At 68.2% G+C, this 26763-nt stretch carries 28 protein-coding genes; 6 read left to right on the plus strand and 22 right to left on the minus strand.

Translation table 11 applies throughout. The features are described from left to right. Nucleotides 1-36: 36 nt before the first annotated feature. The 6 genes from AC07VX_RS03070 to AC07VX_RS03095 all read left to right on the plus strand — a co-directional run bounded on the left by AC07VX_RS03070 (nt 37) and on the right by AC07VX_RS03095 (nt 7780). Nucleotides 37-1068, plus strand: a complete 1032-nt coding sequence (locus AC07VX_RS03070; RefSeq protein WP_493163187.1) for a serine/threonine-protein kinase — start codon at nt 37-39, stop codon at nt 1066-1068. Nucleotides 1069-1175: 107 nt separating this feature from the next. Next, nucleotides 1176-1790 (plus strand): PEP-CTERM sorting domain-containing protein, encoded by a 615-nt coding sequence (locus AC07VX_RS03075; RefSeq protein WP_493163186.1) that lies wholly within the window; start codon nt 1176-1178, stop codon nt 1788-1790. Beyond that, nucleotides 1790-4411, plus strand: a complete 2622-nt coding sequence (locus AC07VX_RS03080) for a hypothetical protein (RefSeq protein WP_493163185.1) — start codon at nt 1790-1792, stop codon at nt 4409-4411. The genes AC07VX_RS03075 and AC07VX_RS03080 overlap by 1 nt, the downstream gene beginning before the upstream one ends. 10 nt (nt 4412-4421) lie before the next feature. Beyond that, a complete protein-coding gene (locus AC07VX_RS03085; protein ID WP_493163184.1) occupies nt 4422-6488 on the plus strand; it encodes an ATP-dependent helicase in 2067 nt (688 codons plus the stop codon). 106 nt (nt 6489-6594) lie between these two features. Next, nucleotides 6595-6969, plus strand: coding sequence for a hypothetical protein (locus AC07VX_RS03090; RefSeq protein ID WP_493163183.1), 375 nt, complete (start codon nt 6595-6597; stop codon nt 6967-6969). A gap of 133 nt (nt 6970-7102) precedes the next feature. Further along, complete coding sequence (locus AC07VX_RS03095) at nt 7103-7780, plus strand: PEP-CTERM sorting domain-containing protein (protein ID WP_493163182.1); 678 nt, start codon at nt 7103-7105, stop codon at nt 7778-7780. Here AC07VX_RS03095 and AC07VX_RS03100 read toward each other — a convergent pair. From AC07VX_RS03100 to AC07VX_RS03205, 22 genes are all read right to left on the minus strand, one after another. Further along, on the minus strand, nt 7777-9855 hold the full coding sequence (locus AC07VX_RS03100) for a primosomal protein N' (protein WP_493163181.1): 2079 nt from the start codon (nt 9853-9855) through the stop codon (nt 7777-7779). The two genes, AC07VX_RS03095 and AC07VX_RS03100, sit on opposite strands and share 4 nt — an antisense overlap. A 317-nt stretch (nt 9856-10172) precedes the next feature. Next, nucleotides 10173-11252 (minus strand): uroporphyrinogen decarboxylase, encoded by a 1080-nt coding sequence (gene hemE, locus AC07VX_RS03105; protein WP_493163180.1) that lies wholly within the window; start codon nt 11250-11252, stop codon nt 10173-10175. A gap of 38 nt (nt 11253-11290) precedes the next feature. Next, the gene (locus AC07VX_RS03110) at nt 11291-12112 is read right to left on the minus strand and encodes a D-hexose-6-phosphate mutarotase (RefSeq protein ID WP_493163178.1); all 822 of its coding nucleotides are present in this window, start codon (nt 12110-12112) and stop codon (nt 11291-11293) included. Continuing rightward, on the minus strand, nt 12109-12777 hold the full coding sequence (locus AC07VX_RS03115; RefSeq protein WP_493163177.1) for a DUF799 domain-containing protein: 669 nt from the start codon (nt 12775-12777) through the stop codon (nt 12109-12111). Before AC07VX_RS03115 ends, AC07VX_RS03110 begins: the two co-directional genes overlap by 4 nt. A 13-nt stretch (nt 12778-12790) precedes the next feature. Beyond that, on the minus strand, nt 12791-13174 hold the full coding sequence (locus tag AC07VX_RS03120) for a DUF4810 domain-containing protein (protein ID WP_493163176.1): 384 nt from the start codon (nt 13172-13174) through the stop codon (nt 12791-12793). Continuing rightward, the gene (locus AC07VX_RS03125; RefSeq protein ID WP_493163175.1) at nt 13171-13848 is read right to left on the minus strand and encodes a CsgG/HfaB family protein; all 678 of its coding nucleotides are present in this window, start codon (nt 13846-13848) and stop codon (nt 13171-13173) included. The genes AC07VX_RS03120 and AC07VX_RS03125 overlap by 4 nt, the downstream gene beginning before the upstream one ends. A gap of 155 nt (nt 13849-14003) precedes the next feature. Beyond that, nucleotides 14004-15020 (minus strand): SpoIIE family protein phosphatase, encoded by a 1017-nt coding sequence (locus AC07VX_RS03130; RefSeq protein ID WP_493163174.1) that lies wholly within the window; start codon nt 15018-15020, stop codon nt 14004-14006. Between the two features lie 123 nt (nt 15021-15143). Then, nucleotides 15144-15557, minus strand: a complete 414-nt coding sequence (locus tag AC07VX_RS03135) for a F0F1 ATP synthase subunit epsilon (protein WP_493163173.1) — start codon at nt 15555-15557, stop codon at nt 15144-15146. A gap of 70 nt (nt 15558-15627) precedes the next feature. Further along, on the minus strand, nt 15628-17040 hold the full coding sequence (gene atpD / locus AC07VX_RS03140) for a F0F1 ATP synthase subunit beta (RefSeq protein WP_493163172.1): 1413 nt from the start codon (nt 17038-17040) through the stop codon (nt 15628-15630). A 41-nt stretch (nt 17041-17081) separates the two neighbouring features. After that, nucleotides 17082-17966: a F0F1 ATP synthase subunit gamma gene (gene atpG / locus AC07VX_RS03145; RefSeq protein WP_493163171.1), complete on the minus strand. Its 885-nt coding sequence runs from the start codon at nt 17964-17966 to the stop codon at nt 17082-17084. Nucleotides 17967-18026: 60 nt separating this feature from the next. Next, nucleotides 18027-19580 (minus strand): F0F1 ATP synthase subunit alpha, encoded by a 1554-nt coding sequence (atpA, locus tag AC07VX_RS03150; RefSeq protein WP_493163170.1) that lies wholly within the window; start codon nt 19578-19580, stop codon nt 18027-18029. 92 nt (nt 19581-19672) lie between these two features. Continuing rightward, nucleotides 19673-20206, minus strand: a complete 534-nt coding sequence (locus tag AC07VX_RS03155) for a F0F1 ATP synthase subunit delta (protein ID WP_493163169.1) — start codon at nt 20204-20206, stop codon at nt 19673-19675. Beyond that, nucleotides 20207-20677, minus strand: a complete 471-nt coding sequence (locus AC07VX_RS03160; protein WP_493163167.1) for a F0F1 ATP synthase subunit B — start codon at nt 20675-20677, stop codon at nt 20207-20209. A 74-nt stretch (nt 20678-20751) separates the two neighbouring features. Next, nucleotides 20752-21018 carry a F0F1 ATP synthase subunit C gene (gene atpE / locus AC07VX_RS03165; protein ID WP_409983278.1) on the minus strand — a complete coding sequence of 89 codons (267 nt, stop codon included), beginning with the start codon at nt 21016-21018 and terminating at the stop codon, nt 20752-20754. Nucleotides 21019-21085: 67 nt separating this feature from the next. Beyond that, nucleotides 21086-21940 (minus strand): F0F1 ATP synthase subunit A, encoded by an 855-nt coding sequence (atpB, locus tag AC07VX_RS03170; RefSeq protein ID WP_493163165.1) that lies wholly within the window; start codon nt 21938-21940, stop codon nt 21086-21088. Between the two features lie 16 nt (nt 21941-21956). Beyond that, a complete protein-coding gene (locus tag AC07VX_RS03175) occupies nt 21957-22454 on the minus strand; it encodes an ATP synthase subunit I (RefSeq protein ID WP_493163164.1) in 498 nt (165 codons plus the stop codon). Nucleotides 22455-22601: 147 nt separating this feature from the next. Beyond that, nucleotides 22602-23495 carry an SMP-30/gluconolactonase/LRE family protein gene (locus AC07VX_RS03180; protein ID WP_493163163.1) on the minus strand — a complete coding sequence of 298 codons (894 nt, stop codon included), beginning with the start codon at nt 23493-23495 and terminating at the stop codon, nt 22602-22604. A gap of 17 nt (nt 23496-23512) precedes the next feature. Beyond that, complete coding sequence (locus tag AC07VX_RS03185) at nt 23513-24028, minus strand: GNAT family N-acetyltransferase (RefSeq protein WP_493163162.1); 516 nt, start codon at nt 24026-24028, stop codon at nt 23513-23515. 12 nt (nt 24029-24040) lie between these two features. Next, nucleotides 24041-24745, minus strand: coding sequence for an alanyl-tRNA editing protein (locus AC07VX_RS03190; protein ID WP_493163161.1), 705 nt, complete (start codon nt 24743-24745; stop codon nt 24041-24043). Beyond that, complete coding sequence (locus AC07VX_RS03195) at nt 24742-25584, minus strand: PhzF family phenazine biosynthesis protein (RefSeq protein ID WP_493163160.1); 843 nt, start codon at nt 25582-25584, stop codon at nt 24742-24744. The genes AC07VX_RS03190 and AC07VX_RS03195 overlap by 4 nt, the downstream gene beginning before the upstream one ends. Then, nucleotides 25577-26029, minus strand: a complete 453-nt coding sequence (locus tag AC07VX_RS03200) for a GNAT family N-acetyltransferase (protein ID WP_493163159.1) — start codon at nt 26027-26029, stop codon at nt 25577-25579. Before AC07VX_RS03200 ends, AC07VX_RS03195 begins: the two co-directional genes overlap by 8 nt. A 2-nt stretch (nt 26030-26031) precedes the next feature. Then, the gene (locus AC07VX_RS03205) at nt 26032-26754 is read right to left on the minus strand and encodes an ABC transporter ATP-binding protein (protein WP_493163158.1); all 723 of its coding nucleotides are present in this window, start codon (nt 26752-26754) and stop codon (nt 26032-26034) included. Nucleotides 26755-26763 lie beyond the last annotated feature (9 nt).

Raw genomic sequence — 26763 nt, forward strand, 5'->3', positions numbered from 1 at the left:
GCGGCGAACCTGGGGTCACCCCTAATATGCCGCGCCATGCGCATGCCCAACCTGTCCCTGCCGCCTCCGGCCGCCGCCGCTCCGCTGGAGGAAGGCCAGGCCCTGGGGGTGTGGCGGCTGATCAAGCCGCTGCCCGATGGCGAACAGGCCCATGCCGGCCAGTGGTACAGCGCCCATCATTCGATGGCCACCGTGCAGCAGGCCGCCGTCCTGGTGCTGGACCGCAGCGACCAGGGCGCCGGCGTCATGCTGCGCTACGCTGACCAGGCCGGTGACCTCGGCAAGTTGCAGCACCCCCACATCGCCGTGCCCAGCGACAGCGGCGTGACGCCTGACGCCCACCCCTACCTGATCCTCGAAGGCACCCATGGCGAGCCGCTGCTGCCCCGGCTGCAGGCGCTCGGCCTGCGCGAGCGCGTGGAACTACTCGTGCAACTCTGCGAGGCGCTGCGCTCGGCCCACCAGCAGGGCTGGCTGCTGGCAGAGATCGACCCGGCCATGATCTGGCTCGACCCGGCAGGCGATGTGCGCCTGATGGGCCTGGGCCTGACCAAGATTCCCGACCCGACCGATCCCTTCGACCGCGGCCTGAGCCTCGGCGCCTCGCCCGCCTTCGTCGCGCCCGAGCGCCGCAACGGCGAGCCGCCCAGTCTGGCCAGCGAGGTCTACGGGCTGGGTGCACTGGCCCGCGTCTTCGTCTGCGGCTGGGAGGACACGCCCAAGGGCCTGGCGCCGCTGCGCGGCAGCGCCGCCGACCAGTGGCCGATGATGAAGGAGGCCCAGCAGGTCAAGCTCGACACCCTGCTGCGCGCCGCCATGGCCGAGTCGCCCGACCTGCGCACGCGCGGGGCCGAGGGCCTGGCCGATGAACTGCGCGAGTGGCTGGGCCTGAGCCCGCAACGCAGCGCCATGGCGCAGGTCGAGGCGCTGCCGCCCAAGCCGGCGGCCTGGTGGAAGCGCTGGCTGTGGCTGGGCGCCGCCGCCGGCCTGGGGCTGCTGGCGATGACCGCCCGCGTGTCCGAGCCGCCGCAACCCACCGCCAGCTCGCACAGCCAGCCCGCGGGCTGAGCACGCCCACAAGTTCCACGGCACCGGCCGCCCGGCTTGGGGGATTGTTTGGGGGTGCGCCGCGGGCAGGCCTCGGCAACAATGCGAGCCCCACCCCTGGAGGTTCCATGGCCCGTACGCTGCGTGCGATGCTGCTCGCCACCTGCACCGCCCTGCCGCTGGCCGTTTCGGCGGCGGGCTTCGCCACCGACGCCGAGGGCTGGACCACCACCAGTGGCGGCGCCCAGACCTGGGTCGCCACGGGCGGCAACGGCGGCGGCTGGCTGCGCGTGGCCGATACCTCCAGCGATGACTTCCTGCTGAACGCACCCGCGGCCTGGCTGGGCGACTGGTCTGCCTTTCTCGGCGGCACGCTGTCCTTCGATGCGCTGAACGCCAACGGCGATGCGCCGGACTGGGCGCCGTTCGGCGAGGTGGTCATCAGCGGTGCCGCTGGCAGCATCGTGCTCGACGCCGTGGCAGCCAACAATCCGCCGGCCGATGGCCTCTGGCACCACTACAGCGTGTCGCTCTCCCCCGCCGCCGGATGGGGCGGCAGCGCGTCGGTTGCGGCGGTGCTCGCCAATGTGACCAGCCTGACGATCAAGGGCGAGTTCCACAACGGCGTCAGCGAGGTTGTCGGTTTCGACAACCTCCAGATCAGCGCCGTGCCCGAGCCGGCGAATGCCGCGCTGCTGCTGACGGGCACGGGCCTGCTGGCGGTCCTGCGGCGCAAGCGCTGATGGCGGCCGTCGGCACCCAGCCCGCCCCTACCGGCCTGCTCGGCTTCGGGGAGCTCAAGCTCAGCCTGCCCACCTCGCGGCTGCAATGGCTGGCCCTGGCCGCAGGCCTGGGCCTCGGCCTGGTCGGCGCCGAACTGGCGTGGCACCACCCGCTGTCCGGCCCGCTGGCACTCGCGGCATGGGGCGCCGTCGTGCTGCTGGCCGCCCTGTTCTGGATCAAGACGCCTGTGCTGCTGCTCGCGCCACTGCCCCTCGTCGGCCTGGCGCCCTGGAGTGGCTGGATCACCTTCGAAGAGATGGACCTGCTCGTCACGGCCTGCGGCTGCGGCGGCTACCTCGCCTATGCACTGCAGCTGAATGCGCGCGACCGGGCGCCGGCCTGGCGCCACGCGCTCGTCTATTCACCCGTCGTCGTCGCGCTCATCCTGGCGCTGGCGCTGTCGGCAGCCTGGAGCGTGAGGCGCGGCTTCGCGGATGCCGGCGGCTTCAGCTTCGGCTGGTTCCATGGCTATCACGAGGCCATGAACTCGGTGCGCAACGCCAAGGCCATCTTCCTCGTGCTGGCCCTGCTGCCGCTGTGGACGGCCGCCGCCGCGGCCCGCCCGCGCGGCTTCTCGCGCGGCCTGTTGCTGGGCCTGGTGCTGGCCCTGGCCGGCTGCAGTGCTGCCGCGCTGTGGGAGCGGCTGGCCTACACGGGCCTGCTGGACTTCTCCACCGACTACCGCACGACGGCGCTGTTCTGGGAGATGCACGTGGGCGGCGCGGCGCTGGACGGCTTCCTCGTCCTGACCCTGCCCTTTGCGCTGCTGGCGTTGCTGCGCACGCGCTCGCCCTTGCGCTTTGTCCTCGGCATGCTCATCGCGCTGCTGGCGGCCTATGCCTGCCTCACCACCTTTTCGCGCGGTGTCTACCTCGCGCTGCCGCTGGCGCTGATTCCGATGATCATGCTCGCGGACGCCCAGCGCCGCCGTGCGGCGACCTCGGCGCCGGAAAGCAGCCAGATCGACAGCACGCTCGGCACCGTCGACGAGCCCTTGCCGCGCCTGGCCAAGATCGGCGCCCTGGCCATGGCCGGCGCCTTCGCGCTGGCAGCGGCCCTCGTTTTCGGTGGTGGCGGCTATCGCGGCCTGCTGGCCCTGTTCCTCGTGCTGGTCGTGCTGCTGACCATGCCGGCCAGCCTGTGGCTGCCTAGCCTGGGCCAGCGGCTGACGGCCCTGGTCATGGGCGGCCTGCTGGCCTTGCTGCTCGGCGGCGCGAGCTGGGCCTTGTCCATGGCCGTACCCAAGGCGGCCTATGTCCTCAACGTTGTCGCGGCGCTGTGCTGCGGGCTGCTGCGCTGGCGCGACGCACCCGGGCAGGCCCGCCCCGTCTATGTGCTGCTGGTGTCGACCTGCTGGTTCTGGCTGCTGGCCACCATGGTCATCGTGGCCGACTACTGGGGCGGCGCCGCTGGCCGCTGGACGGCGCTGGCCGCCGGCCTTGCGCTGGCCGGCATCTGGGCCGCGGTGCTACTGGAGCAGCGTCTGTGGCCCCTGCGCAGCAGCGGCAAGGCCGGCTGGCGCAAGCGCGCCCTGCTCGTGGCCGGGCTGGTGTTCGTCATGGCCATCGTCGCAGCTCTGGGTGGCGGAGCCTATCTGCGCGACCGCGTCGCGACCTGGAAGGAAGACGGCCAGACCCGACTGACCCACTGGCGTGACGGCCTTCGTCTGCTGCACGGCGGGCGGCAATGGTTGCTTGGCAAGGGTGCCGGGCGCTTCGTGCCCAGCAACTTCTACGACGGCCCTGTCAGCGCCCGGATCGGCGACTACCGTTTGCGCACCGACGAGGCCGAGGCCTATCTCGCCCTGACCGCGGGTAAGCACATTCTGGGGCGCGGCGAACAGTTCCGCGTCAGCCAGCGCATCGCACCGCCCGCGCCTGGCTCCTTGACGCTGGATCTTGTCAGCCGCACGGCGGCCAACGCCAACCTGGTGATACAGATCTGCGAGAAGAACCTGATCTATCCGGACAACTGCATTGGCAGCGAGGTGACGCTCAAACCGCCGCAGCCCGCCACCCCGACCGAAGGCCGCGTGGAGGAGCCCACGTCGGCACCGGGCGCGAGTGGCTGGCAGACCAGCAAGATCCCGCTCGGGTCGGCCCCCCGGCTCGGGGGTGACTGGTGGGCACCGCGTTTCGTGACCTTCTCCGTGGCCTTGAACACGCCCGGCGCACGGGTCGACATCGGTCGCATCTCGATGCAGGACGCCCAGGGCCGCCAGTTGCTGCAGAACGGCGACTTCAACCGCGAGATGGCGCACTGGTTCTTCTCCAGCGACCGCCACCACCTGCCCTGGCACGTCAAGAATGCAGCGCTGCATGTGCTGTTCGAACAGGGGCTGGTGGGCCTGGCCCTGCTGAGCGGTGCCTACCTGCTGGCGCTGGTGCGCCTGTCCTTCGGACGCGGGCGTGATCATCCGCTGGCACCGGCCATCGTCGCAGCGCTGATCGGCTTCGGTGCCGTGGGCGCCTTCGACAGCCTGCTGGACGCGCCGCGCATCGGCTTCGTCTTCTTCACGCTGCTGCTGCTGGGCCTGGGGCTGCGCGCCCTGCCCGGTGAAGGCGTGGCGCGAGTGGCATGATGCGCGCCCCATGTCTTCTGCCGCCCCGCCGTCTGCCGGCCTCAACCCGGCCCAGCTCGAAGCCGTCCATCACCTGAGCGGCCCCTGCCTCGTCATCGCCGGCGCGGGCTCGGGCAAGACGCGCGTCATCACGACCAAGATCGCCCAGCTGCTGGTGTCGGGCTACCGGCCCAGCCAGATCGCCGCCATCACCTTCACGAACAAGGCCGCGCAGGAAATGCGCGAGCGCGCCAAGGCGCTGGTGGGCAACAAGGCCGCCAAGGACCTCGCGATCTCCACCTTCCATTCGCTGGGCGTGCGGCTGCTGCGCGAGGAAGGCACGCGCCTCGGGCTGAAGGAGCAGTTCTCCATCCTCGACAGCGACGACGTGCTCAACGTGCTCAAGGACGCCGGCGGCACCACCGACATGAACCAGGCCCGGCGCTGGCAATGGACGATTTCGCTGTGGAAGAACCAGGGCCTCGGCCCGGCGCAGGCCGCGCAGGTGGCCAAGGACGAGGACGAGCGCGCGGCCGCCGCCGTCATGGTGCGCTACCAGGAGCGACTCTCGGCCTACCAGGCCGTCGACTTCGACGACCTCATCACGCTGCCGCTGAAGCTGCTGACCACAGACGCCGAGGCCCGCGAGAAATGGCAGGCCAAACTGCGCTATGTGCTGGTGGACGAGTACCAGGACACCAACGCCGTGCAGTACGAGTTGTTGAGGGCGCTCGTCGGCGAACGCGGCATGTTCACGGCCGTGGGCGATGACGACCAGTCCATCTATGGTTGGCGCGGCGCCACCATCGAGAACCTCAAGCGCCTGCCCACCGACTACCCCGCGCTCAAGGTCATCCCGCTGGAGCAGAACTACCGCTCCACTGGGGCCATCCTGCGCGCGGCCAACAACGTCATCGCCGGCAACCCCAAGCTGTTCGAGAAAAAGCTGTGGAGCGAGTACGGCGACGGCGAGCCCATCGCTTTGCTGGAGGCCGACGGCGAGGAGCACGAGGCCGAGCGTGCCGTCGCCCGCATCCAGCAGCTGCGCGCCGACGGCAAGGGGCCGCAGTTCCGCGACTTCGCCATCCTCTACCGCGCCAACCACCAGGCCCGCGTCTTTGAGCAGGCCCTGCGCCGCGCCCAGATTCCCTACAAGGTCTCGGGCGGCCAGAGTTTCTTTGACAAGGCCGAGATCAAGGACTTGTGCGCCTGGCTGCGGCTGCTGGTGAACCAGGACGACGACCCTGCCTTCCTGCGCGCCGTCACCACCCCCAAGCGCGGCATCGGCCACACGACGCTGGGCGCGCTGAGCAGCTTCTCGGCGCAGTGGAAGTGCAGCATGTTCGAGGCGCTGTTTTCCGAGTCGCTCGCCACCGCCGTCACGGCCCGGGCGCTGGCTGGCCTGCACGAGTTCGGCCGCGCCGTGAACGAGCTGCAGTACAAGGCCCGCCACACCGAGGGCCACACCGCCGCCCACGCCATGCTGATGGAATGGCTCAAGGACATCGGCTACGAGCAGCACCTGCTGGAGAATGAGGAGAACGAGAAGGTCGCCCAGGCGCGCTGGGGCAATGTGCTGGACTTCGTCGACTGGGTGGCCAAACGCTGCGGCGGCCAGCACAGCGAGGAAGGTGGCGTCAGCTTCACCGAACCCAAGCAAAGCGTTTTGGACGTGGCCCAGACCATCTCGGTCATCCTGTCGCTGGCCGAGCGCGGCGACGAGCAGGACCAGGTCACGCTGACCACACTGCACGCCTCCAAGGGCCTGGAGTGGCCCCACGTCGTGCTGGCCGGCGTCAACGAGGGGCTGCTGCCCTTCAAGCGCGAGGAAGCCGAGCTGACGCCCGAGGCGCTGCAGGAGGAAAGGCGGCTGATGTATGTCGGCATCACCCGCGCCCGCACGACGCTGGCCGTTTCGACGTTGCGTCGGCGCAAAAAAGGCCGCGACACCGTGGTGGGCATCCCTAGTCGCTTCCTGGCCGAAATGAAGCTGGGCGAGGGAGGCACCCGCGAGGACCCCCGGGAAAAGCTCAAGCGCATGCGCGAGGAAATGGCCGCCAAAGCAGCTGCACGGGCATCCTCAGCCGGTCAAGGCTGAATCGCTCATTCGCGGGGGTCCCCCCCGAGCGCGTGAAGTCTTCACAACTTCGCCACGCTAGGCTGCGAACAATGCGATCTAGACCTTTTTTTCACGGTGAGTCCGCATGAAAGCCCTGGTCCTTGCTGCTGCCCTCGCTGCCCTGAGCTCCACTGCCACCGCCGGCGCCTCGCGTGAAGCGCGTGCGCTGGACGCCGTGGACAAAGCGACGGCCTCCGTGATCGCCGACGCCAGTCGCCTGGGTTCGACCAGACTGGTGTCGCTGAATGGCAACGGCAGCCCCTGGACGCCGACAAGCCATCAGGCCGCGGCCGATTTCGACAGCCTCGCGCCCCAGGTCGACACGGGCACGCTGCTCGTCGTCTTCGGCGCACTGGCACTGGCGCTGGCCCGGCCGGCCAGCCGACTGCTGCGCCGCCATGAGCAGCACCGCCGCGCCACGGCGCTGGCCAGCACGCTCGGCCACAACCCGCGAGCCTGAGCCCCCAGTGAATTGCGTCACAGGCCATCCACCGGCCTGAGGGGGGCATTTCAGCAGGCGTGAAGTCTGCACCCGGCGCCGATCGAACGAGGCCGAAGAATCGCGGCGATTCACAACGCCCGTCGGCCCGTCCATGAAACGCACGCTGTCCCTGCTCGCTCTGCTCGCCTGCGGCATTGCCGCCTCCGCCGCCCCGGTGCCGACCGGCAATCTGATCGTCAACGGCGGCTTCGAAAGCACGGTCGTCGCCAATGGCAACTGGGTCAACGTCGCCGCCACGCCGGGCTGGAACTGGCTCGGCGGCCCGGGCACCGGCTTCGAGATCCGCAACAACGTCGCCGGCGCCGCCCAGGAAGGCCGCAACTACGTCGAGCTGGACACCAACGGCAACACGCTGATCGGCCAGTACTTGGACAACCTCGGCGCCGGTGCGGGCTACGACCTCAGCTTCTGGTACTCGCCCCGCGAGTTCCAGGCCGCGTCCACCAACGGCATCCAGGTGTTCTGGAACAGCACGCTGCTCGACGCCACGCTGACCGGCCTCGGCGGCAGCGGCAATGACTGGACCCGGCACCAGTACCGCGTGACGGCCCAGGCTGGGCGCAACCTGCTCAGCTTCGCCTCGGTCGGCACCAGCGACAGCCTGGGCGGCAACCTCGACAACGTCAGCCTGACCAACCATGTACCCGAGCCTGGCTCGCTTGCGCTGACCTTGGCCGCGCTGATGGGTGCGTTGCTGCTGCCGCGCAGCCTGCGCCGCCGAGCCGAAGCACGCCGCGCCGCCGCGCTGGCGAGCACGCTGACGCGCTAGATTGCCAGCGGGTCGACGTCCACGGCCCAGCGCAGCACGGCCCTGAACTCCGATGAACGCTCGCGCTTGAGCGCGATCAGCTCCGGCACCCAGCCGCGCAGGAAGGCCTGCAGCCGTGCGCGCTGCGGGGCCTCCACCAGCATCTGCATGCGTTCCACGTCGGCCACGCGCGCCACCGCGTGCGGCACGGGCGGGTAGACGAGCACGCCCTCGTCATGAGCCAGTTGGGCTGCGGCCTCAAGAAACGACTTGGCCACTGCGGCCGTCCGTGACTCGGCGCGCAGCAGCGCCAGGTGGGAGAACGGCGGCAGGCTGGCCGAGCGGCGCTCGGCGAGCTGGTCGCGCGCAAAGCGCTCGTAGTCATGCCGTGCCAGGGCCTGGTACAGCGCGTGGTCGCGGTGCCAGGTCTGCACCCACATCTCGGCCGGTGTCTCGCCGGACGCGTCGCGGCCGGCGCGGCCACCTGCCTGCATCAGCAGCGCGAAGAGCCGCTCCGGCGCCCGGAAATCGCTGCTGAACAGCGCGCCGTCCGGGTTCACCGCGGCGACGAAGCGGATGCGCCGGAAGTCGTGGCCCTTGGTGATCATCTGTGTGCCGACGAGGATGTCCACGTCGCCGTCGTGCACGGCCTTCAGCTGGGCCTCCAGCTCGCCCTTGCGCCGCGTGGAGTCGGCGTCGATGCGCAGCACGCGTGCGCCTGGCAGTGCCTCGCCCAGTTGCTCTTCCAGCTTCTCGGTGCCGCGCCCGATGGGAGCGATGTCATGGTTGCCGCAGTTCGGGCAGGCGCTGGGCACGCGCTCGGTAAAGCCACAGTGGTGGCACCGCAGCGTGCGGTCGCGCTTGTGGAAGACGCGCCAGGCGCTGCAGTGCGGGCAGTCGCTTTTCCACTGGCATTCGCCGCAATGCAGCACCGGCGCGTAGCCACGCCGGTTCAGGAACACGAGGCTCTGCTCGCCGCGGTCCAGCCGCGCCTTCAGCTCGGCCAGCAGCGGTGCGGTCAGCGCGGTCGTCACGCCGGCTGATGGCGGCAGCGACTTCATGTCGAACAGCTTCACCCGCGGCAGGGCGCCGCCGCCGATGCGGGCCGCCAGGGTCAGTCGTTCATAACGGCCACTCTCGGCGTGCTGCCAGCTCTCCAGCGAGGGCGTGGCCGAGCCCAGCACGACGGGAATCTTCAGGTCATGCGCGCGCCAGACGGCCAGATCGCGCGCCGAGTAGCGGGCGCCGTCCTGCTGCTTGTAGGAGGGGTCGTGCTCCTCGTCGACGACGATCAGCCCCAGTTCGGGCAGGGACGCGAACACCGCCAGCCGCGTACCCAGCACCAGCCGCGCCCGGCCCAGGTGGGCGGCCAGCCAGTTCTGCAGGCGCTGGGCCGGGGTCAACGCGCTGTGCAATGACACGATGGCCAACGGCTGCGGCAGCAGCGCGGCAAAGCGCTCGGTGAAACGGGCCTCCAGTTGCGGCGTCAGGTTGATCTCGGGCACCAGCACCAGCACCTGACGCCCAGCCGCGAGCGCAGCCTCGGCGGCGCGCAGATAGACCTCGGTCTTGCCGCTGCCGGTCACGCCGAACAGCAGCAGGGGCTTGGCAGCCCCGCCCGCCACCTGCGCCTCGATACGGGCAACGGCCTCGGCCTGCTCCGGCGCCAGCTGCGGTTTGACCGGCACCGCCACATCGCCTCCCCTGGCCGGCTTGCGATCCAGCTTGCGCAGCCGGGCCGCCAGTTGCTCGGGCGACAGCTCGCGCAGCTGCGGCGGCAGCACGGCGCTGGCCAGCTCGCCCACGCTGCGCTGGTAATAGCCCGCTGCAAAGTCCAGCAGCCGGCACCAATCGGCGCCCAGCGGCGCGAGTGCATCGAACACCGCGGCCACCGGTCGCAGCAACACCTCCGACGCGGCCGCTTCGCCGCCCGGCCAGACGACACCCAGCAACTCGCGCCTGCCCAGCGGCACCCGCACCAGCGACCCCGATGCGAGCGCCTGCTCACTGGCGTAGTCAAGCGGGCCATTCAGACCACTGTGCTGGGGCGTGTCCACGGCCACGCGCACCGTCACGGGGCCGGCCTGCTCAACCATGCACGGCTCCGCGCGCTTTATGAAGCAACAGCTCAGCAAGCGGCCGCAAGTCCATGATTTTCAAAGGCTCTCGGGTTGCCCACAATTTCTGTGGATAAGTTTGTGAGCAAATCGGCCCACCTCAGCCGCCGGTCCGTCTCGAAGCGCCGGCCACCGAGGTCGAGCCCTCCCTGAGAGTTTTTCGAAGCGCCTTTGAAATCAAGCACTTAGGGCGAGCTCGGGAAAACTCTTAGGTGCGCTGCATCAATCGATCGCCGCACGGCCCGCATCCCGATATTTGGGGATAAGTCCGCGGGCAAGCGCAGATTTGACACCCGTCAAAGGGCCGCGCGCAGCCTGCGGGAATGGCCATGCACCTCGTCCACCAGGGCCGTCACGCTCTCCGGCGGCGTGAACTGGCTGATGCCGTGGCCGAGGTTGAACACATGGCCGCTGCCCGCCGTCGGCGCGCCGAAACTGTCCAGCACCGCGCGGACCTGGGCACGCACCGCTTCGGGCGGCGCGAAGAGCACATTGGGGTCGAGGTTGCCCTGCAGCGCGACGCGGTCGCCCACGCGGGCGCGGGCCTTGCCGAGGTTCATCGTCCAGTCCAGGCCCACGACGTCGGCGCCAGCGTCGGCGATCTCGTCCAGCCACAGGCCACCGCCCTTGGTGAAGAGGATGCGCGGGATGCGCACGCCCGCGTGCTCGGTCTTCACCGCCGCCAGCACCTGTCGGGAATAGGCCAGGCTGAACTGCTGGAAGGCCCCGTCGGCCAGCACGCCGCCCCAGGAGTCGAACAGCATGACCGCCTGGGCGCCGGCCTCGATCTGCGCGTTCAGATAGGCGGCCACGGCGCGGGCGTTGATGTCCAGGATGCGGTGCATCAGGTCCGGGCGCGCGTACATCAGGCTCTTGACGAGCCGGTAGTCGTCCGAGCCGCCGCCCTCCACCATGTAGCAGGCCAGCGTCCAGGGGCTGCCGGAGAAGCCGATCAGCGGCACGCGGCCGTTCAAGGCCTTGCGGATGGACGTGACCGCGTCGAAGACGTAGCGCAGCTTGTCCATGTCAGGCACTTCCAGCGCGGCCACCGCCGCCTCGTCGCGCACGACCCTGGCGAACTTCGGTCCCTCGCCCTGCTGGAAGCTCAGGCCCAGGCCCATCGCATCCGGCACGGTCAGGATGTCGCTGAACAGGATGGCCGCGTCGAGCGGGAAGCGCTCCAGCGGCTGCAGCGTCACCTCGGTCGCGTAGTCGGTGTTCGTCGCCAGGCCCATGAAGCTGCCGGCCTTCTCGCGCGTGGCACGGTATTCCGGCAGGTAACGGCCAGCCTGGCGCATCAGCCAGACGGGCGTGTAGTCGGTGGGCTGGCGCAGGCAGGCGCGCAGGAAGGTGTCGTTTTGCAGGGGGGCGAACATCGCCGGATTATCGGCGGCGCCCCGCACCGCCAGCTGATTCAGAGCAAGGCCAGGCTCTGCCGCCCCACCCAGCTTTCGCCCGCCTGCAGCAGCACTGGTACGCCGATGGTGGCCGCCTCCACGCAGAGCATCTCGCTCCAGCCCTCGGGCGGCATGTCGGCCAGCTTCGCGCAGCGCTCGGGGCCGGGATTCCACACCACGGCGTCGTCGAAGCCCTGCTGCTTGATGACGACCTGGCGGCGGTCCTCGGTCACGACGAGCGGCCGCTCCTTCACGCCGAAGTAGATGCGGTCCAGGTCGAGCACGCCCTTCTCGCCGGTCAGCAGCAGGTCCATGCGCTGCAGGGCCTCCGCCTGCTTGATGCTGTCGAAATAACGCAGACCGGCCAAGCCCTCGACACTGACCGCGTCCAGGTCGGCCACGCGCAGATAGGTGTGCAGGGCCGTCGTGAATTGCAGAGGTGCATCACCCGTGTTCTCGCAGGCCAGCTCGATGTCCAGGCTGCGGCCGCCCACCCGCACGCTCAGCTCCAGTTCGAAGGCATGAGGCCAGAGGGCACGCGTCGCCTCGCTGTCGCGCAGGCGCAGCACGGCCAACGCGTCGTCCTTGCCCTGCTCCTGGCTGACCAGCTCCCACGGCAGCGTGCGCGCAAAGCCATGCTTGGGCAGCGGACCACGCTCGGCGAACTGCGGAAAGCACACCGGCACGCCTCCGCGGATGGCCTTGCCGGGCACGAACTCGCTGCGCGGGGAGAGGTAGAGCTGCTCGGGCGCGCCAGCGGGCTTCCAAGAAAGGAGATGGCCGCCGGCGAGACTGATTCGCGCGACGGCACCGTCGGGAGCCAGAAGATCGAGTGTCAAGGCTTGCTGTAATTGGGAGAACGCGGACCGTAGAGCATGCCATTCACACGGCCTGCCGCCAACAGGCGCTGGCTGGCAATGCCGGCCATCGGGTGGCTGCGGTCGGTGGCCGAGTTGATGATCTGCTCGACCACCGCCTTGACTAGCAAGCCGATCAAGCCACCCTGGCTGTTGTTGGCCTGTTCCGCGCTGGAAGCCGTTGCAACGCCTTCCCACAGAAGCGCCCCGCTGCGCAGGTCGACCAGCTTGGCCTCCAGGCTCACGGCGGTCTCGCTGTTGACGACCTTGTAGACCGAGCCATAGCGCTTGACTGCCACGTACAGGGCCGCGTCGGCACCGAAGATCTCACGCAACTTTGGCACTGCGATGGCCTGGGCTTCAGCCGGCGTTTGGACGCCGTTGCCCTTGAGCGTTTCGTCCACCAGCGACACGGGCATCACGTAGTAACCCGACTCGGCCAACGGAAAGGTCATCTGGGCCATCACGCTCGGCACAGCCATCACCTCGGGCGTGTCGTTGACGGGCGGCAGCACCAGGATGGAGGCCGGCTTGGCGGCCTTGAACGCCGTGTAGTCGTACGGCTTGGGTGGCGTAGCGCAACCTTGCAGCAGCGCGAGTACGACCACAGCGCCCAGCGGTGCAAGGCGGCGGATCTGGATGTTCATCTTGATTTCTCCCTCAGCTCTTGGCGGCTGCAGCCGTCTTGTTGCCGTTCTTCAGCAGGAAGTCCACATAGGTCGCCGATTCCGGAAACTTGGCCCGCTCGGCTTCCAGGTGCTTACGTGCACTGGCATCGTCGCCGTTCTTGGCGTATAGCAATGCCAGATGGCCGTGCATGCCGGGCGGGCAGGCAAGGCCAGCAGCGTTGTTCTTCTCGATCTGAGCTTCCAGCTGCGAAATCTGGGCGCCCGGGTCACTGCCGTTGGTCTTCAGGTACTGGTAGACAGCAGCGTCGTAACCGGCCCAGCTGTACAAGGGCTTGGGGCCCGGCTGCGCGCAGCCCACCAGGGCCAGCACAGCAGCAGCGGCGGCCAACCGAACGACGATCTTGCGCCCGCTCATTTGACAGGCCTCCAGGCGCCGCTATCGATGCCAGCAACGAGAGCGTTGACGGCTTCTCGGATCGCCAGGTCGAGCACCTTGCCGTTGAGCGTCGCGTCGTAGCTGGCGGTGCTGCCGAAGCCAAGCACTTCGCGCTCCGACAGGCTGTACTCGCCCGCGCCCTGGGTCGAATACACCACCTCGGACGTCGTCGCGTTGACGACGTTGATCGTCACCTTGGCATAGGCCACCTGCGACTTGCCGCGGCCCAGGATGCCGAACAGCTGCTTGTCGCCGACCTCCTTGCGGCCGAACTCGCTCACCGCACCGGTCACGAGGTAGTCGGCGCCTTTGGTCGCCTGGGCGCTGCCCTTGAACTTCGCTTCCTGGCTGGACTCCTCGAGATTGTCCCGATCCAGCACGCTGAATCGGTTGGTCTGTTGAAGATGCGAGAGCAGGATGGTCTTGCTCTGGCCGCCGAGGCGGTCCACGCCGTCGGCAAAGATGCCTCGTGCGTAATTGCTGCGATTGTCGAACTTGCCGACTGCAATCGGCGCGCGAGCACCTTGATAGGCCGACGCGCTGGCAGCGGCCACCTTGGGAACTTCGAGGGTGCGTGACTGCTCAGTGGCAGCACAGCCGGCGAGCGCCAACGTGGCGCTCACCACGACACAGAGTCGCGTTTGGTATGACATGGGACCTCCCAGATTGGACAGAAGTGCTGCGCGTGGCTTCGCTGGCCGCGCAGCGGGCGAAGTCTAGTGCTGAGAATTGGTGCGGCCCGTCGGGTCTAACCCAACTTCTTCACGTCATGGCGGACAGACATGCGATGGTCGGCGCCCGACTTGACTCAGTCCGGAAATTCGGCGTGCAGCAGCAGGAAGTCGTCACCCAGCCGGGAGCTCTCCGCCATGCGCCGCAGCTGCACGAAGGCCTGTTCCGGCGCGTTACCCGGCGTGAGCGGCGTGCAGGCCAGCAACGCTTCGAGATCATCCAGTTCCAACGGGCGGCCGCTCCGGTCCATGAAGTCGAAAGCGCCGCGGTTGAATAGATAGAGCCGGCTGCCCGGCGGGACTGTCAGCGTGTCCTCGACGAACTCAGTGCCGGGCAGCAGGCCGACGGGCGGGCCAAGCGCCTCCAGGCGCAGCATCTCGCCGTCGGGAATGCGCAGCAGGGCGGGATGCTGGCCCGCACAGGCGTGAGAGAGGCGGCGCGTGGCGGGGTCGTAGATGGCGGCCCAGGCCGTGAAGAAGAGGCCGACGTTGGCGCCCTGGCGCCAGCGTGCGTGCAGTTGCCCGAAGAGGTCGGCCGGGCCGGCCAGGCCGCCGATGTCCTGCAGTTCCTGCAGCAGGCGGGCGGCATGCCGGGCGACATGCTCGGCAGGGCCGCAGACGTCGATGAGGACCAAGCCGACTCGGTCCTCGGCCAGCGGCAGCACGGCGAAGCCGGCACCGCGACGCGGCTCGGCCGGGCGGTAGCAGTACTCGGTGCGGACCGCCCCCCTGGCGAGGGGCGCCGGCAGCCAGGCTGGCACGACCTGCTCGCGGTCGACGTCCTGGCAGGCCGCACGGACCAGATTACCGGGTGATAGGAAATCGTGGCGGAACAGGTGCCGCCCCAGCGCCAGCGTGCTGCCCGGCGCCAGGTAGGCGGTGCCGGCGATGCGCTGGCCGTTGATGAAGCTGCCGTTGGTGGAGTTGAGGTCGGTGACCTTCAGCGCCGGCCGGCCCCGATCGACCTGCACGCGGCAGTGCAGGGCCGAGACCTGGAGCTCGGGCAGCACGAGGTCAGCGGCCGTGCGGCGGCCCAGCACCAGGGGCTTGTCGCCCAGCTCGATGCGCAGCCCCGGCTGCTGGCCCTCTAGCACAAGCAGGCTGTGTTGCCACTCCCCATGAGCACCGGACCCAGAAACGCCAAGCGCGGCCGGAGCCGCGCTTGGTTGGGGGGTGCCGAGCGTGCGCTCGTCCATCGCTGTGCGCGACGTGGCGCCTTATTTCTTCAGGAACTTGCGCAGCGCGGCGATCTGGGCCGCCTGGATCGCGAGTTCGCTCTGGATCGCGGCCTGGTCGAGCTTGTCCTTGGCGTTGCGCAGCGCTTCCTCGGCGGCCTTCTTGGCTTCCGTGGCCTTGGCCTCGTCGAGGTCCTTGCCACGGATGGCGGTGTCGGCCAGCACGGTCACGCGGTGCGGCTGCACTTCGAGGATGCCGCCGGCGACGAAGACGAACTCTTCGCCACCATTGGCCAGCTCGATGCGCACGGCGCCCGGCTTGATGCGGGTGATCAGCGGCGTGTGCTTCGGCAGGATGCCGAGTTCGCCACTCTCGCCCGGCAGGGCGACGAACTTGGCCTCGCCAGAGAAGATCTGCTCTTCGGCGGAGACCACGTCGACGTGGAGGGTTGCCATATCAATCGTCCTGGGCTGTAGGGGTGGGAAGACTCAGTGGAGCAACGGGGCCGGCCGGCCCCGCCGGGCTTTACTGGATCTTCTTCGCCTTTTCGAAGGCCTCGTCGATCGTGCCGACCATGTAGAAGGCCTGCTCGGGCAGCGAGTCGCACTCGCCGTTGACGATCATCTTGAAGCCGCGGATGGTTTCCTTCAGCGGCACGTACTTGCCCGGCGTGCCCGTGAACACTTCGGCGACGTGGAAGGGCTGCGACAGGAAGCGCTGGATCTTGCGGGCGCGAGCCACGGCCAGCTTGTCTTCCGGCGACAGTTCGTCCATGCCCAGGATGGCGATGATGTCGCGCAGTTCCTTGTAGCGCTGCAGCACGGCCTGGACCGAGCGGGTCGTCGTGTAGTGCTCTTCGCCGACGACGTTGGGGTCGATCTGGCGCGAGGTGGAGTCCAGCGGGTCGACGGCGGGGTAAATACCCAGGGCGGCGATGTCACGAGACAGCACGACGGTGGCGTCCAGGTGGGCAAAGGTCGTGGCGGGCGACGGGTCGGTCAGGTCGTCCGCAGGGACGTAGACGGCCTGGATCGACGTGATCGAGCCGACCTTGGTCGACGTGATGCGTTCCTGCAGGCGGCCCATTTCCTCGGCCAGCGTCGGCTGGTAGCCCACGGCGGAAGGCATGCGGCCCAGCAGGGCGGACACTTCCGTGCCGGCCAGCGTGTAGCGGTAGATGTTGTCCACGAAGAACAGCACGTCACGGCCTTCGTCGCGGAAGGACTCGGCGATGGTCAGGCCGGTCAGGGCCACGCGCAGACGGTTGCCCGGGGGCTCATTCATCTGGCCGTAGACCATGGCGACCTTGGAGTCTTCGAGCTTCTCCTGCACGACGACGCCGGAGTCCGACATCTCGTGATAGAAGTCGTTGCCCTCACGGGTGCGCTCGCCCACGCCGGCGAACACGGACAGACCGCTGTGCGCCTTGGCGATGTTGTTGATGAGCTCCATCATGTTCACGGTCTTGCCGACGCCGGCGCCGCCGAACAGACCCACCTTGCCGCCCTTGGCGAACGGGCAGATCAGGTCGATCACCTTGATGCCGGTTTCCAGCAGGTCTTGCGACGGGCTCAGCTCGTCGTAGGCCGGGGCCGTGCGGTGGATGGAGGCGGTCAGCTCGGAAGACACCGGGCCGCGCTCGTCGATGGGGTTGCCCAGCACGTCCATGATGCGGCCGAGGGTGGCCTTGCCGACCGGCACCTTGATGGTGTCGCCGGTGTTGTAGACCTCGGTGCCGCGGCGCAGGCCGTCGGACGAACCCAGCGCAATGGTGCGGACCACGCCGTCGCCCAGCTGCTGCTGGACTTCCAGCGTCAGGGCAGAGCCGTCCATCTTCAGCGCGTCATACACCTTGGGCATGCGGTCGCGCGGGAATTCCACGTCAACGACGGCGCCAATGCACTGAACGATCTTGCCGACTGCTTGAGTGTTAGCCATTTGTGCGTTCCTTCAATTCAAATCTTTGCGTTCGGGCTGGATCAGCCCACCGCGGCCGCGCCGCTGACGATCTCGGACAACTCTTTGGTGATGGCAGCCTGGCGGGTCTTGTTGTAGACCAGCTTCAGCTCGCCGATCAGCGTGCCGGCGTTGTCGGTCGCAGCCTTCATGGCCACCATGCGGGCGGACTGCTCGCTGGCCATGTTTTCGGCGACGGCCTGGAAGACCAGCGCTTCCGTGTAGCGCACCAGCAGTTCGTCGATGACGGTGGCGGCGTCCGGCTCGTAGATGTAGTCCCACGAGTGGGCCGGCTTGTCGGCCGAACTGGCGGTCGCCAGGTCGCTGGCCTTGAGGGGCAGCAGCTGGTGCACCTGCACCTCTTGCTTCATCGTGTTGATGAACTGCGTGTAGCAGAGGTAGACGGCGGAGAGCTTGCCGGCGGCGTAAGCGTCCAGCAGCACCTTGACGGGGCCGATGAGGGCCTCGATGTGGGGCTGATCGCCGAGCTGCGTGGCGTGGGCCACGACCTTGGCGCCGACACGATTCATGAAGCCCAGGCCCTTGCCGCCGATGGCGACGACCTCGGCCTTCTGGCCCGCGTTTTCCAGCTCCTTGAGCTTGGCCGTGGCCGCGCGCAGCAGGTTGGTGTTCAGGCCACCGCACAGGCCCTTGTCCGTCGTGACGACGACCATGCCGACCGCCTTCGCGTCCTCGTTCTTCACGAGGAAGGGATGGCGGTATTCGGGGTTGGCCTTGGCCAGCTCGGCCGCGATGTTGCCGATCTTCTCGGCGTAGGGGCGGGCCGAGCGCATCCGTTCCTGCGCCTTGCGCATCTTGGACGCGGCGACCATCTCCATCGCCTTGGTGATCTTCTTGGTGTTCTCGACCGACTTGATCTTGCCGCGGATTTCTTTGCTTGAAGCCATTCGAACTCCTAGTCAGTGCGGGGCTGGGTTGAGGCCTGGCCCCGCGTGTTCCGTGGCTTCTTAAGCGAAGGACTTCTTGAAGGCCGTGATGGCGGCGTTCAATTCGGCTTCCGCGTCCTTGTCCATCGCCTTGTCGTTTTCGAGCTTGGCGAGCAGGGCGGCGTGGCTGGTCTTCAGGAACTGGTGCAGGCCGTGTTCGAAGGCCAGGACCTTCTTCACTTCGATGCTGTCCATGAAGCCCTTGTTGGCGGCGTACAGCGAGGCGGCCATCAGCGAGATGGACAGCGGCGAGTACTGGGCCTGCTTCAGCAGTTCCGTCACGCGGGCACCGCGGTCCAGCTGCTTGCGGGTGGCTTCGTCCAGGTCGGAAGCGAACTGCGCAAACGCAGCCAGCTCACGGTACTGGGCCAGGTCGGTACGGATACCACCGGACAGCGACTTCACCAGCTTGGTCTGGGCGGCGCCACCGACGCGCGACACCGAGATACCGGCGTTGATGGCGGGGCGGATACCGGCGTTGAACAGGTTGGTTTCCAGGAAGATCTGGCCGTCGGTGATCGAGATCACGTTGGTCGGCACGAAGGCGGACACGTCGCCGGCTTGCGTTTCGATGATCGGCAGGGCCGTGAGCGAACCGGTCTTGCCCTTGACCTCACCCTTGGTGAAGGCTTCGACGTAGTCGGCGTTCACGCGGGCGGCGCGCTCCAGCAGGCGGCTGTGGAGATAGAACACGTCGCCGGGGAAGGCTTCGCGGCCCGGCGGGCGGCGCAGCAGCAGCGAGACCTGGCGATAGGCCACGGCCTGCTTGGACAGGTCGTCATAGACGATCAGCGCGTCCTGGCCGCGGTCGCGGAAGTACTCGCCCATCGTGCAGCCGGAGTAGGCCGACACGTACTGCATGGCGGCGGATTCCGACGCCGAGGCGGCCACGACGATGGTGTATTCCATCGCGCCGGCCTGCTCCAGCGAGCGCACCACGTTCTTGATCGACGACGCCTTCTGGCCGATGGCGACGTAGACGCAGGTCATGTTCTGACCCTTCTGGTTGATGATCGCGTCGATGGCGACGGCGGTCTTGCCCGTCTGACGGTCACCAATGATCAGTTCGCGCTGGCCGCGGCCGACGGGAACCATGGAGTCGATGGACTTCAGGCCGGTCTGCACGGGCTGGTCAACGCTCTTGCGGGCGATCACGCCCGGGGCGACCTTCTCGATGACGTCGGTCATCTTGGCGTTGATCGGGCCCTTGCCGTCGATGGGCTCGCCCAGCGCGTTGACGACGCGGCCGATCAGTTCGGGGCCGACCGGCACTTCCAGGATGCGGCCCGTGCACTTCACGGTGTCGCCCTCGGAGATGTGCTCGTAGGCACCCAGAATCACGGCGCCGACGGAGTCGCGCTCGAGGTTCAGGGCCAGGCCGAAGGTCTGGCTACCGTCCTTGGCGACCGGGAATTCGAGCATTTCGCCCTGCATCACATCGGACAGGCCGTGGACGCGGACGATGCCGTCGGAAACGGACACGACGGTGCCCTGGTTGCGGATGTCCGTGCTGCCACCAAGACCCTCGATGCGGCTCTTGATCAGTTCGGAAATTTCAGCGGGATTCAGTTGCATGCTTGGTCTCCCAGTTGGCCGTTCCTTCGCCGGATCAAGGGCGGGGTCAGACGCGGGGTAAATCGGAATGTCTTGCGTGGCGTGGCTGCGGATCAGGCGGTCAGCGCGACCTTCATGCGCTCAAGGCGGGCCTTGACGGAGGTGTCCAGCACCTCGTCGCCGACGACGACGCGAACGCCGCCGATCAGGCCAGGCTCCAGCTGCACATGGGCGTCGAGCTTGCGGCCGAAGCGCTTCTCCAGCGAAGCCTTGAGGTCGGCGAGCTGCGCGTCGCTGATCTCGTAGGCGCTGAAGATCTGCGCGTCGGACACGCCCGAGGCGGCGTTGGCCAGCACGTGGTACTGGGCGACGATCTCGGGCAGCGCGGCCAGGCGGCCGTTCTCGACGACGGTCTGCAGGAAGTTCTGCACGCCGGCAGCGAGCGCCTGCTTGGACGCAGCGGTCACGACCGCCACGACCTGCTCGGTCTGCGCCTTCGGGTGATCGGCGAACTGGCGCAGATCGGCGTCCTGCGCCACCTGGGCCAGCGCGTCGAGCTGCTGGCCCCAGGCCGCGAGGTCGTGCGACTTGGCAACCTGAAACAGGGCTTCGGCGTAAGGCCGGGCGATGGTGGCGAGTTCAGCCATTTACAGCTCCGTCTTCAGGCGAGCCAGCAGCTCGGCGTGGACGCCGGCGTTGACTTCCTTCTGCAGGATCTGCTCGGCGCCCTTGACGGCCAGCGCGGCGACCTGCTCGCGCAGGGCCTCGCGAGCGCGGGAAACCTGCTGCTCGGCGTCGGCCTTGGCGGCGGCCAGGATCTTGGCGCCTTCTTCTTCGGCCTTGCCCTTGGCGGCATCGACGATAGCGGCGGCGCGCTTCTCGGCATCCGAGATCAGCTTGCCGGACTCGGCCTTGGTCTGAGCCAGTTCCTTGGCGATCTGCGCTTCGGCGCCGGCCAGCTCGGCCTTGGCCTTGTCGGCGGCGGACAGGCCGGCGGCGATCTTCGCGGCACGCTCGTCGAGCGCCTTGACGATCGGCGGCCACACATACTTCATCGTGAACCCGACCAGAATCAGGAACACGATCATCTGAACGATGAGCGACGCGTTAATAAACACGGTGGTGCCTCACAAAGTTTCGAGGTGCTTGAAGCCGCCCCCCAGGAGTCGGAGGGCGGGGCGGCAACGTCGAATTACTTGGCGACGACTTGGGCGATCTGGCCCAGGAAGGGGTTGGCCGTGGCGAACCACAGGGCGATACCGGTGCCGATGATGAAGGCGGCGTCGATCAGGCCGGCCAGCAGGAACATCTTGGTCTGCAGTTCGTTCATCAGCTCGGGCTGACGAGCGGCGGACTCGAGGTACTTGCTGCCCATGATGCCGATGCCGATACAAGCACCGAAGGCGCCCAGACCAATGATCAGACCAGCGGCGAGAGCAACAAAGCTAATGACTTCCACGATGACTCCTTAGAGGGATAGAGAGGGAAAGGGTTGGAAAAGGAACTGCTGAGGTTGGTGCGCCGCTTTAGTGCGCGTCGTGGGCCTGACCGATGTAGACCAGCGTCAGCATCATGAAGACGAAGGCCTGCAGCGTGATGATCAGGATGTGGAAGATGGCCCACACCGAACCCGCGATGATGTGGCCGATCGCCAGGCCGATGCCGGTCGCCGAGAGGCTCCAGGCACCGCCCATCAGGGCAATCAGCATGAAGATCAGTTCGCCGGCATACATGTTGCCGAACAGTCGCATGCCGTGGGACACGGTCTTGGCGACGAACTCGATGAGCTGCATGGCGAGGTTGATCGGGTAGAGCGCTACCTTGTCGCCGAAGGGTGCGGAGATCAGCTCGTGGCCCCAGCCGCCGGCACCCTTGATCTTGATGTTGTAGATCAGGCAGGTGATCAGCACGCCCACCGACAGGCCCATGGTCATGGACAGGTCGGCCGTGGGCACGACACGCAGATAGGCATGGTGGTCACCGGTGACCGCCTGGAAGGCCCAGGGCAGCAGGTCGACCGGCAGCAGGTCCATCGCGTTCATCAGGAAGATCCAGACGAACACGGTCAGGGCAAGCGGAGCCACCAGCTTGCGGCTCTCGGCGTTGTGAACGATGCCCTTGGCCTGGTCGGCGACGACCTCGACGAGGATTTCGACGGCGGCTTGAAAACGGCCCGGAACGCCCGACGTGGCAGCCTTCGCGGCGCGCCACAGGAAGAAGCAGCCCAGCACGCCGATGACGATGCTGAAGAACAGGGAGTCGAGGTTGACGACGGAGAAGTCGACGATGCCCTTCTGGGTGCCGCTCTGCGCGTGGTGCAGGTGGTGAATGATGTATTCACCAGCGGTCGGGGCTGCTGTTGCGTGGCCTTCTGCTGCCATGTTTCGTTCTGCCTCGTCAGTTCGGTCTGCGGCCGCGCCACGCGAGCGCAAGCCAGTTCACTTTGATGCACACCGCGAGGGCTACCAGCAGGGCTGGCCAGCTCAGGCCCGGCACCACCTTTGGCGCCAGCACCAGCATCGCGATCGATGCACCGATTTTCAAAAATTCCCAACCCATGAATCCGGCGGCCGCTGCGACCACAGAATCCACGCGCTTCGTCATGCCCCGCGCCAGCAGCATGTTTGGCAGCACCACCGCCGCAACGCCGTAGAGCGCCGAGGCCATGGCCACGCCGGATGCCGTCCACAGCCGGATCACGGCCACGCACAGCAGACCTGCCATCAGCTGCCAACCCAGCACACGCCAGGGCGACAACATCGGCAACGCGGACTTCAGTGCCGCCGCCTCCTGCGGGCTCAGCGCCTTGACGGGCGGCTCCTCGTTGTCGTCGTCCCAGCCGCCGGCCGTCGAAACGGCGGGGGGCCAGGTCTTTCGGGGGCCGTTCTCGGTCATGGCGCCAGGGTCCTGGGGTGGGCGGCTCAACCCCCAAGACTGCCGAGGGCTGATTGCACCGGGATGACGCGCAAGCGCCATCCAACAAAGCCCCTCATTATATGTGACGAGTTACACCGGGGTAAACCTGCCCCGGGTCACAGGGATTCAGGCCTGTGTCAGCGTCGCGGGCAATCCCGGCACATCGACGCGCAGTTGCAGCACCGCGCCGGCCAGTGGCTCACGCTCGAGTTCCTCGGCGGGACGCTTCTCGCAAGCCGTCGTGATGAAGAGGGTGCGCAGGTCGGCACCGCCGAAGGCGGGCATGGTCGGACAGGTGGCGGGCAGGTCGATGCGCTGCACGACCTCGCCGGATGGCGCGATACGCACGACGCAACCGCCCTCGAACATCGCTGCCCAGTAGCAGCCTTCGGCGTCCATAGCAGCGCCGTCGGGGCGGCCACCATAGGCCGCGCCGCTTGTGCGCGGCCTGAATTCGGCAAAGACACGCGGGGCGGACAAGGTGCCCGTCGCCACGTCAAAGTCGGCCATGTAGACACGGTGGGCCTTGGTGTCGGACCAGTGCATGCGCTCACCCGAGGGGCTCCAGGCCAGGCCGTTGGACGTCGTCAGCCCAGGCACCTGAGCCGTGAACGCGCCGCCGTCGAAGCGATAGAGCGCAGCCTCGGGCGCGCGGGCATCCGAGATGCTGCCGATCCAGAGCCGACCGGCGGGGTCGACCTTGCCATCGTTGAAGCGCAGGCGCGCAGGGTCATAGGGCGGCGGGCTGACCAGCGCCTGCGCGCCCGTGACCGTATCCAGCGACCACAACCCGTCGCGCCGCGCGACGAGCAGCCCCCCGTCCGCGCGGGCCGCGATGCAGCCGGGCTCGGCCTCCTGCGGCCAGATATCGGGTGCGCCGGCACCCGCACGCCAGCGCAGCACCTGGCGGCCGGGGATGTCGACCGCGTAGAGGCATTGCTCCGTCGGATGCCACAGCGGTGATTCGCCGAGCAGGCAGCGGTGGGCGCCGAGCGCCTGGATGTCGTGTTCAAGTGCCATGTCGGCACTCTAGGCGGTTATCCGAAGTAACTCGGACGGAAGGCACCAAGCTCGGCCTTCAGGTAGTGGGCGCCAGGGATGGGGTTGAAGTAGAACGGCGGCACCTCGACGAAGCCCAGGCTCTCGTAGAGGCCGCGGGCAGCCTCCATGTCGTCCAGCGTGTCCAGCAGCATCGACGAATAACCGGCCTCGGTGGCGCGGTCCATCAGTGCCTGGGCCAGGATGCGCCCCAGACCGAAACGGCGAAAGGCCGGACGCACGAACAGGCGCTTCATCTCGCAGGCATTGGGGTAGTCAGCGTCGGGCAGCGGCCGGAAGGCGCCGCTGCCGGCAATCGCGCCGTCCACGGTGGCCAGCAGCATCAGCCCGCCGGGAGGGGCGTAAGCGCCAGGCAGCGCGGCCAGTTCCTCGTCGAAGCCCTGGAAGTCGAGGTCGATGTCGAGGCTCGCGGCGTAGTCGCGCAGGACGAGTCGGGCTTCCTGCCAATCCGCGGGGGACTCAGGCGTGATGAGCTGGATGTCGGGGCCGGCCATAGGCGCCGCAGTTTAGCCAGCGAAGCCCAGCACGACCCGACGGGTCTTGGCGCTCTTCTTCTCGATCTTTGTGACGACGACGGCACCGATCTCGGCAGTGTTGGACACATGGGTGCCTCCGCAGGGCTGCAGATCCACGCCCTCCACGTCCAGCACCCGAACGCGCCCGAGGCCCCGAGGTGGCTGCACGCTCATGGAGCGGACCAGCCCCGGGCTCGCATCCAGCTCCTCTTCGCTGATCCAGCGATGGCTGACCGGATGCGCCTCGGCCACGAGCCGGGCGAGCCCGGCCTGGATGGCCTCCCTGTCGAAGGGCTCGTCGGTGTGGAAGTCCAGCCGGGCATAGGTCTCGGTGATGGAGCAGCCGTCGACCGGGTAGGGCAGCAGCGCGCACAGCAGATGCGTCGCGGTGTGGAAGCGCCGGTGGGCCTGACGCCGCGCGGCGTCGACCTCGACGCGCACGGCCGCGCCCACGGCCGGCGGCTCGCCATCGATCAGGTGCAGCACGGCACCAGGACGCTCCTTGCTCTTGCGCGTGTCGGTAACGCGCCAGCGCTGCTCGCCGGCCAGCAGCCAACCGGTGTCGCCGGCTTGGCCACCGCCCAGCGGGTAGCAGACGGTGCGGTCGAGCAACACGCCACCCTCTCCTTGCGCGACCACGGTGGCCTCGCAGGCCAGCAGCGTCGCGTCTTCGCGGAAAAGTTCTTCGGTCATCACAGCCTCACCTGGCCATGGATCAGGGGCGTCACATCGCCGCCGATCCAGGTGGCATCGCCCTCACGGCTCACATGCACGCGGCCGGCCCGGCCGAGCGCGGCACCCTGCGCGGCCACGTAGCGGTCACCCGCCAAACCGGACGCCTGCAGCCACAGCGCCAAGCCGGCATTGAGGCTGCCGGTGACGGGATCCTCGGGGATACCGAGGTCCGGCACGAAGGCGCGTACCTCGAACTGGCATTCGCTGCCCGCCGGATGGCCGCCGACGACGCCGAGCTTGAGCCCCCGCATGGCCACGAAATCCGGCCGCAGCGCCAGCACGCCGGCCGCGTCGGGCAGGCGGGCGGCCATCCAGCCGGGACCGTTGTCGACCCAGACCAGATCGAGCAGCGCCTCGGGTGCGATCCGCAGCGAGGCGATGGCTTGAGCACGCAGGGCGGCGTCCTGCACCGGACCGCTGCGCTTGAGCGGCGGTGCAGCGAAGGCCAACCGCGCGCCATCGCGCATGACGCGCACCAGGCCGATGGCGCACTGCTGCACCACCTCGCCGGGCTTCTTCGCATCGCCGCCGCTGGCCAGGAAAGCGTGCGCGCTGCCCAGCGTCGGGTGACCCGCAAAGGGCAGCTCGCCGCCCGGCGTGAAGATGCGCACGCGGTAATCGGCTGCCGGGTCTGTGGGCGGCAGCAGGAAGGTCGTCTCGCTGAGGTTGGTCCAGCGCGCGAAGTCGGCCATCTCAGCGTCGGACAGCCCGGCGCCGTCGACGACGACGGCCAGGGCGTTGCCCTTCAGCGGGGTGGCGGTGAAGACGTCGACTTGGACGAAGCGGCGCAGTTCAGGCATCGGCAGGAGGCGTGGCGGTCAGGTAGAGCCCCGGCCGCACGACCTCCATGCCGCGGTCCGGCGTCGCCAGCGGCTGGAAGCCGTGGCGGGCATAGAGCGGATGGGCGTCTCGCGTGAACAGCATGAAGCGGCGCAAGCCTTGCAGGTCCGGGTGGGCGAGCAGTGATTGAACCATCCAATCGGCCAGGCCCTGCCCCCTATGGTCTTCAAGGACATAGACATCGCAGAGGTAGGCGAAGGTCGTGCGGTCGGTGACCACGCGGGCGAAGCCCACCTGGCCCTGCCCCTCGGCATGCAGCGCGATGCACAGCGAGTGCCGAACAGCCCGCTGCACGGTCGTCAGCGGGATGCCCTCTGACCAGTAAGCCCGGGTCAGGAAGGCATGCGCGGCAACGGCATCGATGTCGGCCGCGTCGAAGCTCAGCCGGTAGCCGTCACGGCGCACGCTCAGTGGCCACCGCCCAGGTAGGCGGCCTGCACGGCCGGGTCGCTGCGCAACTTCTCGGCCGGGCCGTGCACGGCGATGCGGCCGTTCTCCAGCACATAGCCATAGTCGGCCACCTTCAGCGCGGCGGCGGCGAACTGCTCGACGAGCAGCATCGTGACGCCACGCGCCTTCAGGCTCTCGATGATGCGGAAGACCTCGTCCACGAGGATGGGCGCCAGGCCCATGGAGGGCTCGTCCAGCAGCACGACCTCGGGGTTGAGCATGACTGCGCGGGCCATGGCCAGCATCTGCTGCTCACCGCCGGACAACGTGCCGGCCAGCTGCAGGCGGCGCTCCTTGAGGCGCGGGAAGAGCTCCAGCGCCCGCTCCAGGTCGCCGGCGATGTCGCCCTTGGGCCGCTCGCCGGTGTAGCGCGGGAAGGCGCCCAGGCGCAGGTTGTCGGTGACGGTCATGGTCGCGAACACGCGGCGGCCTTCGGGCGAATGCGCCAGGCCGCGGCGGGCGATGTGATAGCTCTCCATGCCGTCGATGCGGCGCTCGTTCAGCGTGATCTCGCCCCCGGTGGGCTTGATCATGCCGCTGACGGCGCGCATGGTGGTCGTCTTGCCGGCACCGTTGGAGCCGATCAGGGTCACGACCTGGCCCTTGGGCACCTCCAGCGAGATGCCGTGCAGGACCTGGACCTTGCCGTAGCCGGCGCTGAGGTTCTTGATGGTCAGCATGTTCTCGTC

Source organism: Roseateles sp. GW821-FHT03B02 (genome assembly GCF_059421025.1).

Bases quoted from the DNA above. Each gene is read 5' to 3' on its own strand.
- AC07VX_RS03070 (WP_493163187.1), top strand. From the start codon at position 37: ATGCGCATGCCCAACCTGTCCCTGCCGCCTCCGGCCGCCGCCGCTCCG.
- AC07VX_RS03075 (WP_493163186.1), top strand. From the start codon at position 1,176: ATGGCCCGTACGCTGCGTGCGATGCTGCTCGCCACCTGCACCGCCCTG.
- AC07VX_RS03080 (WP_493163185.1), top strand. From the start codon at position 1,790: ATGGCGGCCGTCGGCACCCAGCCCGCCCCTACCGGCCTGCTCGGCTTC.
- AC07VX_RS03085 (WP_493163184.1), top strand. From the start codon at position 4,422: ATGTCTTCTGCCGCCCCGCCGTCTGCCGGCCTCAACCCGGCCCAGCTC.
- AC07VX_RS03090 (WP_493163183.1), top strand. From the start codon at position 6,595: ATGAAAGCCCTGGTCCTTGCTGCTGCCCTCGCTGCCCTGAGCTCCACT.
- AC07VX_RS03095 (WP_493163182.1), top strand. From the start codon at position 7,103: ATGAAACGCACGCTGTCCCTGCTCGCTCTGCTCGCCTGCGGCATTGCC.
- AC07VX_RS03100 (WP_493163181.1), bottom strand. From the start codon at position 9,855: ATGGTTGAGCAGGCCGGCCCCGTGACGGTGCGCGTGGCCGTGGACACG.
- hemE (WP_493163180.1), bottom strand. From the start codon at position 11,252: ATGTTCGCCCCCCTGCAAAACGACACCTTCCTGCGCGCCTGCCTGCGC.
- AC07VX_RS03115 (WP_493163177.1), bottom strand. From the start codon at position 12,777: ATGAACATCCAGATCCGCCGCCTTGCACCGCTGGGCGCTGTGGTCGTA.
- AC07VX_RS03120 (WP_493163176.1), bottom strand. From the start codon at position 13,174: ATGAGCGGGCGCAAGATCGTCGTTCGGTTGGCCGCCGCTGCTGCTGTG.
- AC07VX_RS03125 (WP_493163175.1), bottom strand. From the start codon at position 13,848: ATGTCATACCAAACGCGACTCTGTGTCGTGGTGAGCGCCACGTTGGCG.
- AC07VX_RS03135 (WP_493163173.1), bottom strand. From the start codon at position 15,557: ATGGCAACCCTCCACGTCGACGTGGTCTCCGCCGAAGAGCAGATCTTC.
- atpD (WP_493163172.1), bottom strand. From the start codon at position 17,040: ATGGCTAACACTCAAGCAGTCGGCAAGATCGTTCAGTGCATTGGCGCC.
- atpG (WP_493163171.1), bottom strand. From the start codon at position 17,966: ATGGCTTCAAGCAAAGAAATCCGCGGCAAGATCAAGTCGGTCGAGAAC.
- atpA (WP_493163170.1), bottom strand. From the start codon at position 19,580: ATGCAACTGAATCCCGCTGAAATTTCCGAACTGATCAAGAGCCGCATC.
- AC07VX_RS03155 (WP_493163169.1), bottom strand. From the start codon at position 20,206: ATGGCTGAACTCGCCACCATCGCCCGGCCTTACGCCGAAGCCCTGTTT.
- atpB (WP_493163165.1), bottom strand. From the start codon at position 21,940: ATGGCAGCAGAAGGCCACGCAACAGCAGCCCCGACCGCTGGTGAATAC.
- AC07VX_RS03175 (WP_493163164.1), bottom strand. From the start codon at position 22,454: ATGACCGAGAACGGCCCCCGAAAGACCTGGCCCCCCGCCGTTTCGACG.
- AC07VX_RS03180 (WP_493163163.1), bottom strand. From the start codon at position 23,495: ATGGCACTTGAACACGACATCCAGGCGCTCGGCGCCCACCGCTGCCTG.
- AC07VX_RS03185 (WP_493163162.1), bottom strand. From the start codon at position 24,028: ATGGCCGGCCCCGACATCCAGCTCATCACGCCTGAGTCCCCCGCGGAT.
- AC07VX_RS03195 (WP_493163160.1), bottom strand. From the start codon at position 25,584: ATGCCTGAACTGCGCCGCTTCGTCCAAGTCGACGTCTTCACCGCCACC.
- AC07VX_RS03205 (WP_493163158.1), bottom strand. From the start codon at position 26,754: ATGCTGACCATCAAGAACCTCAGCGCCGGCTACGGCAAGGTCCAGGTC.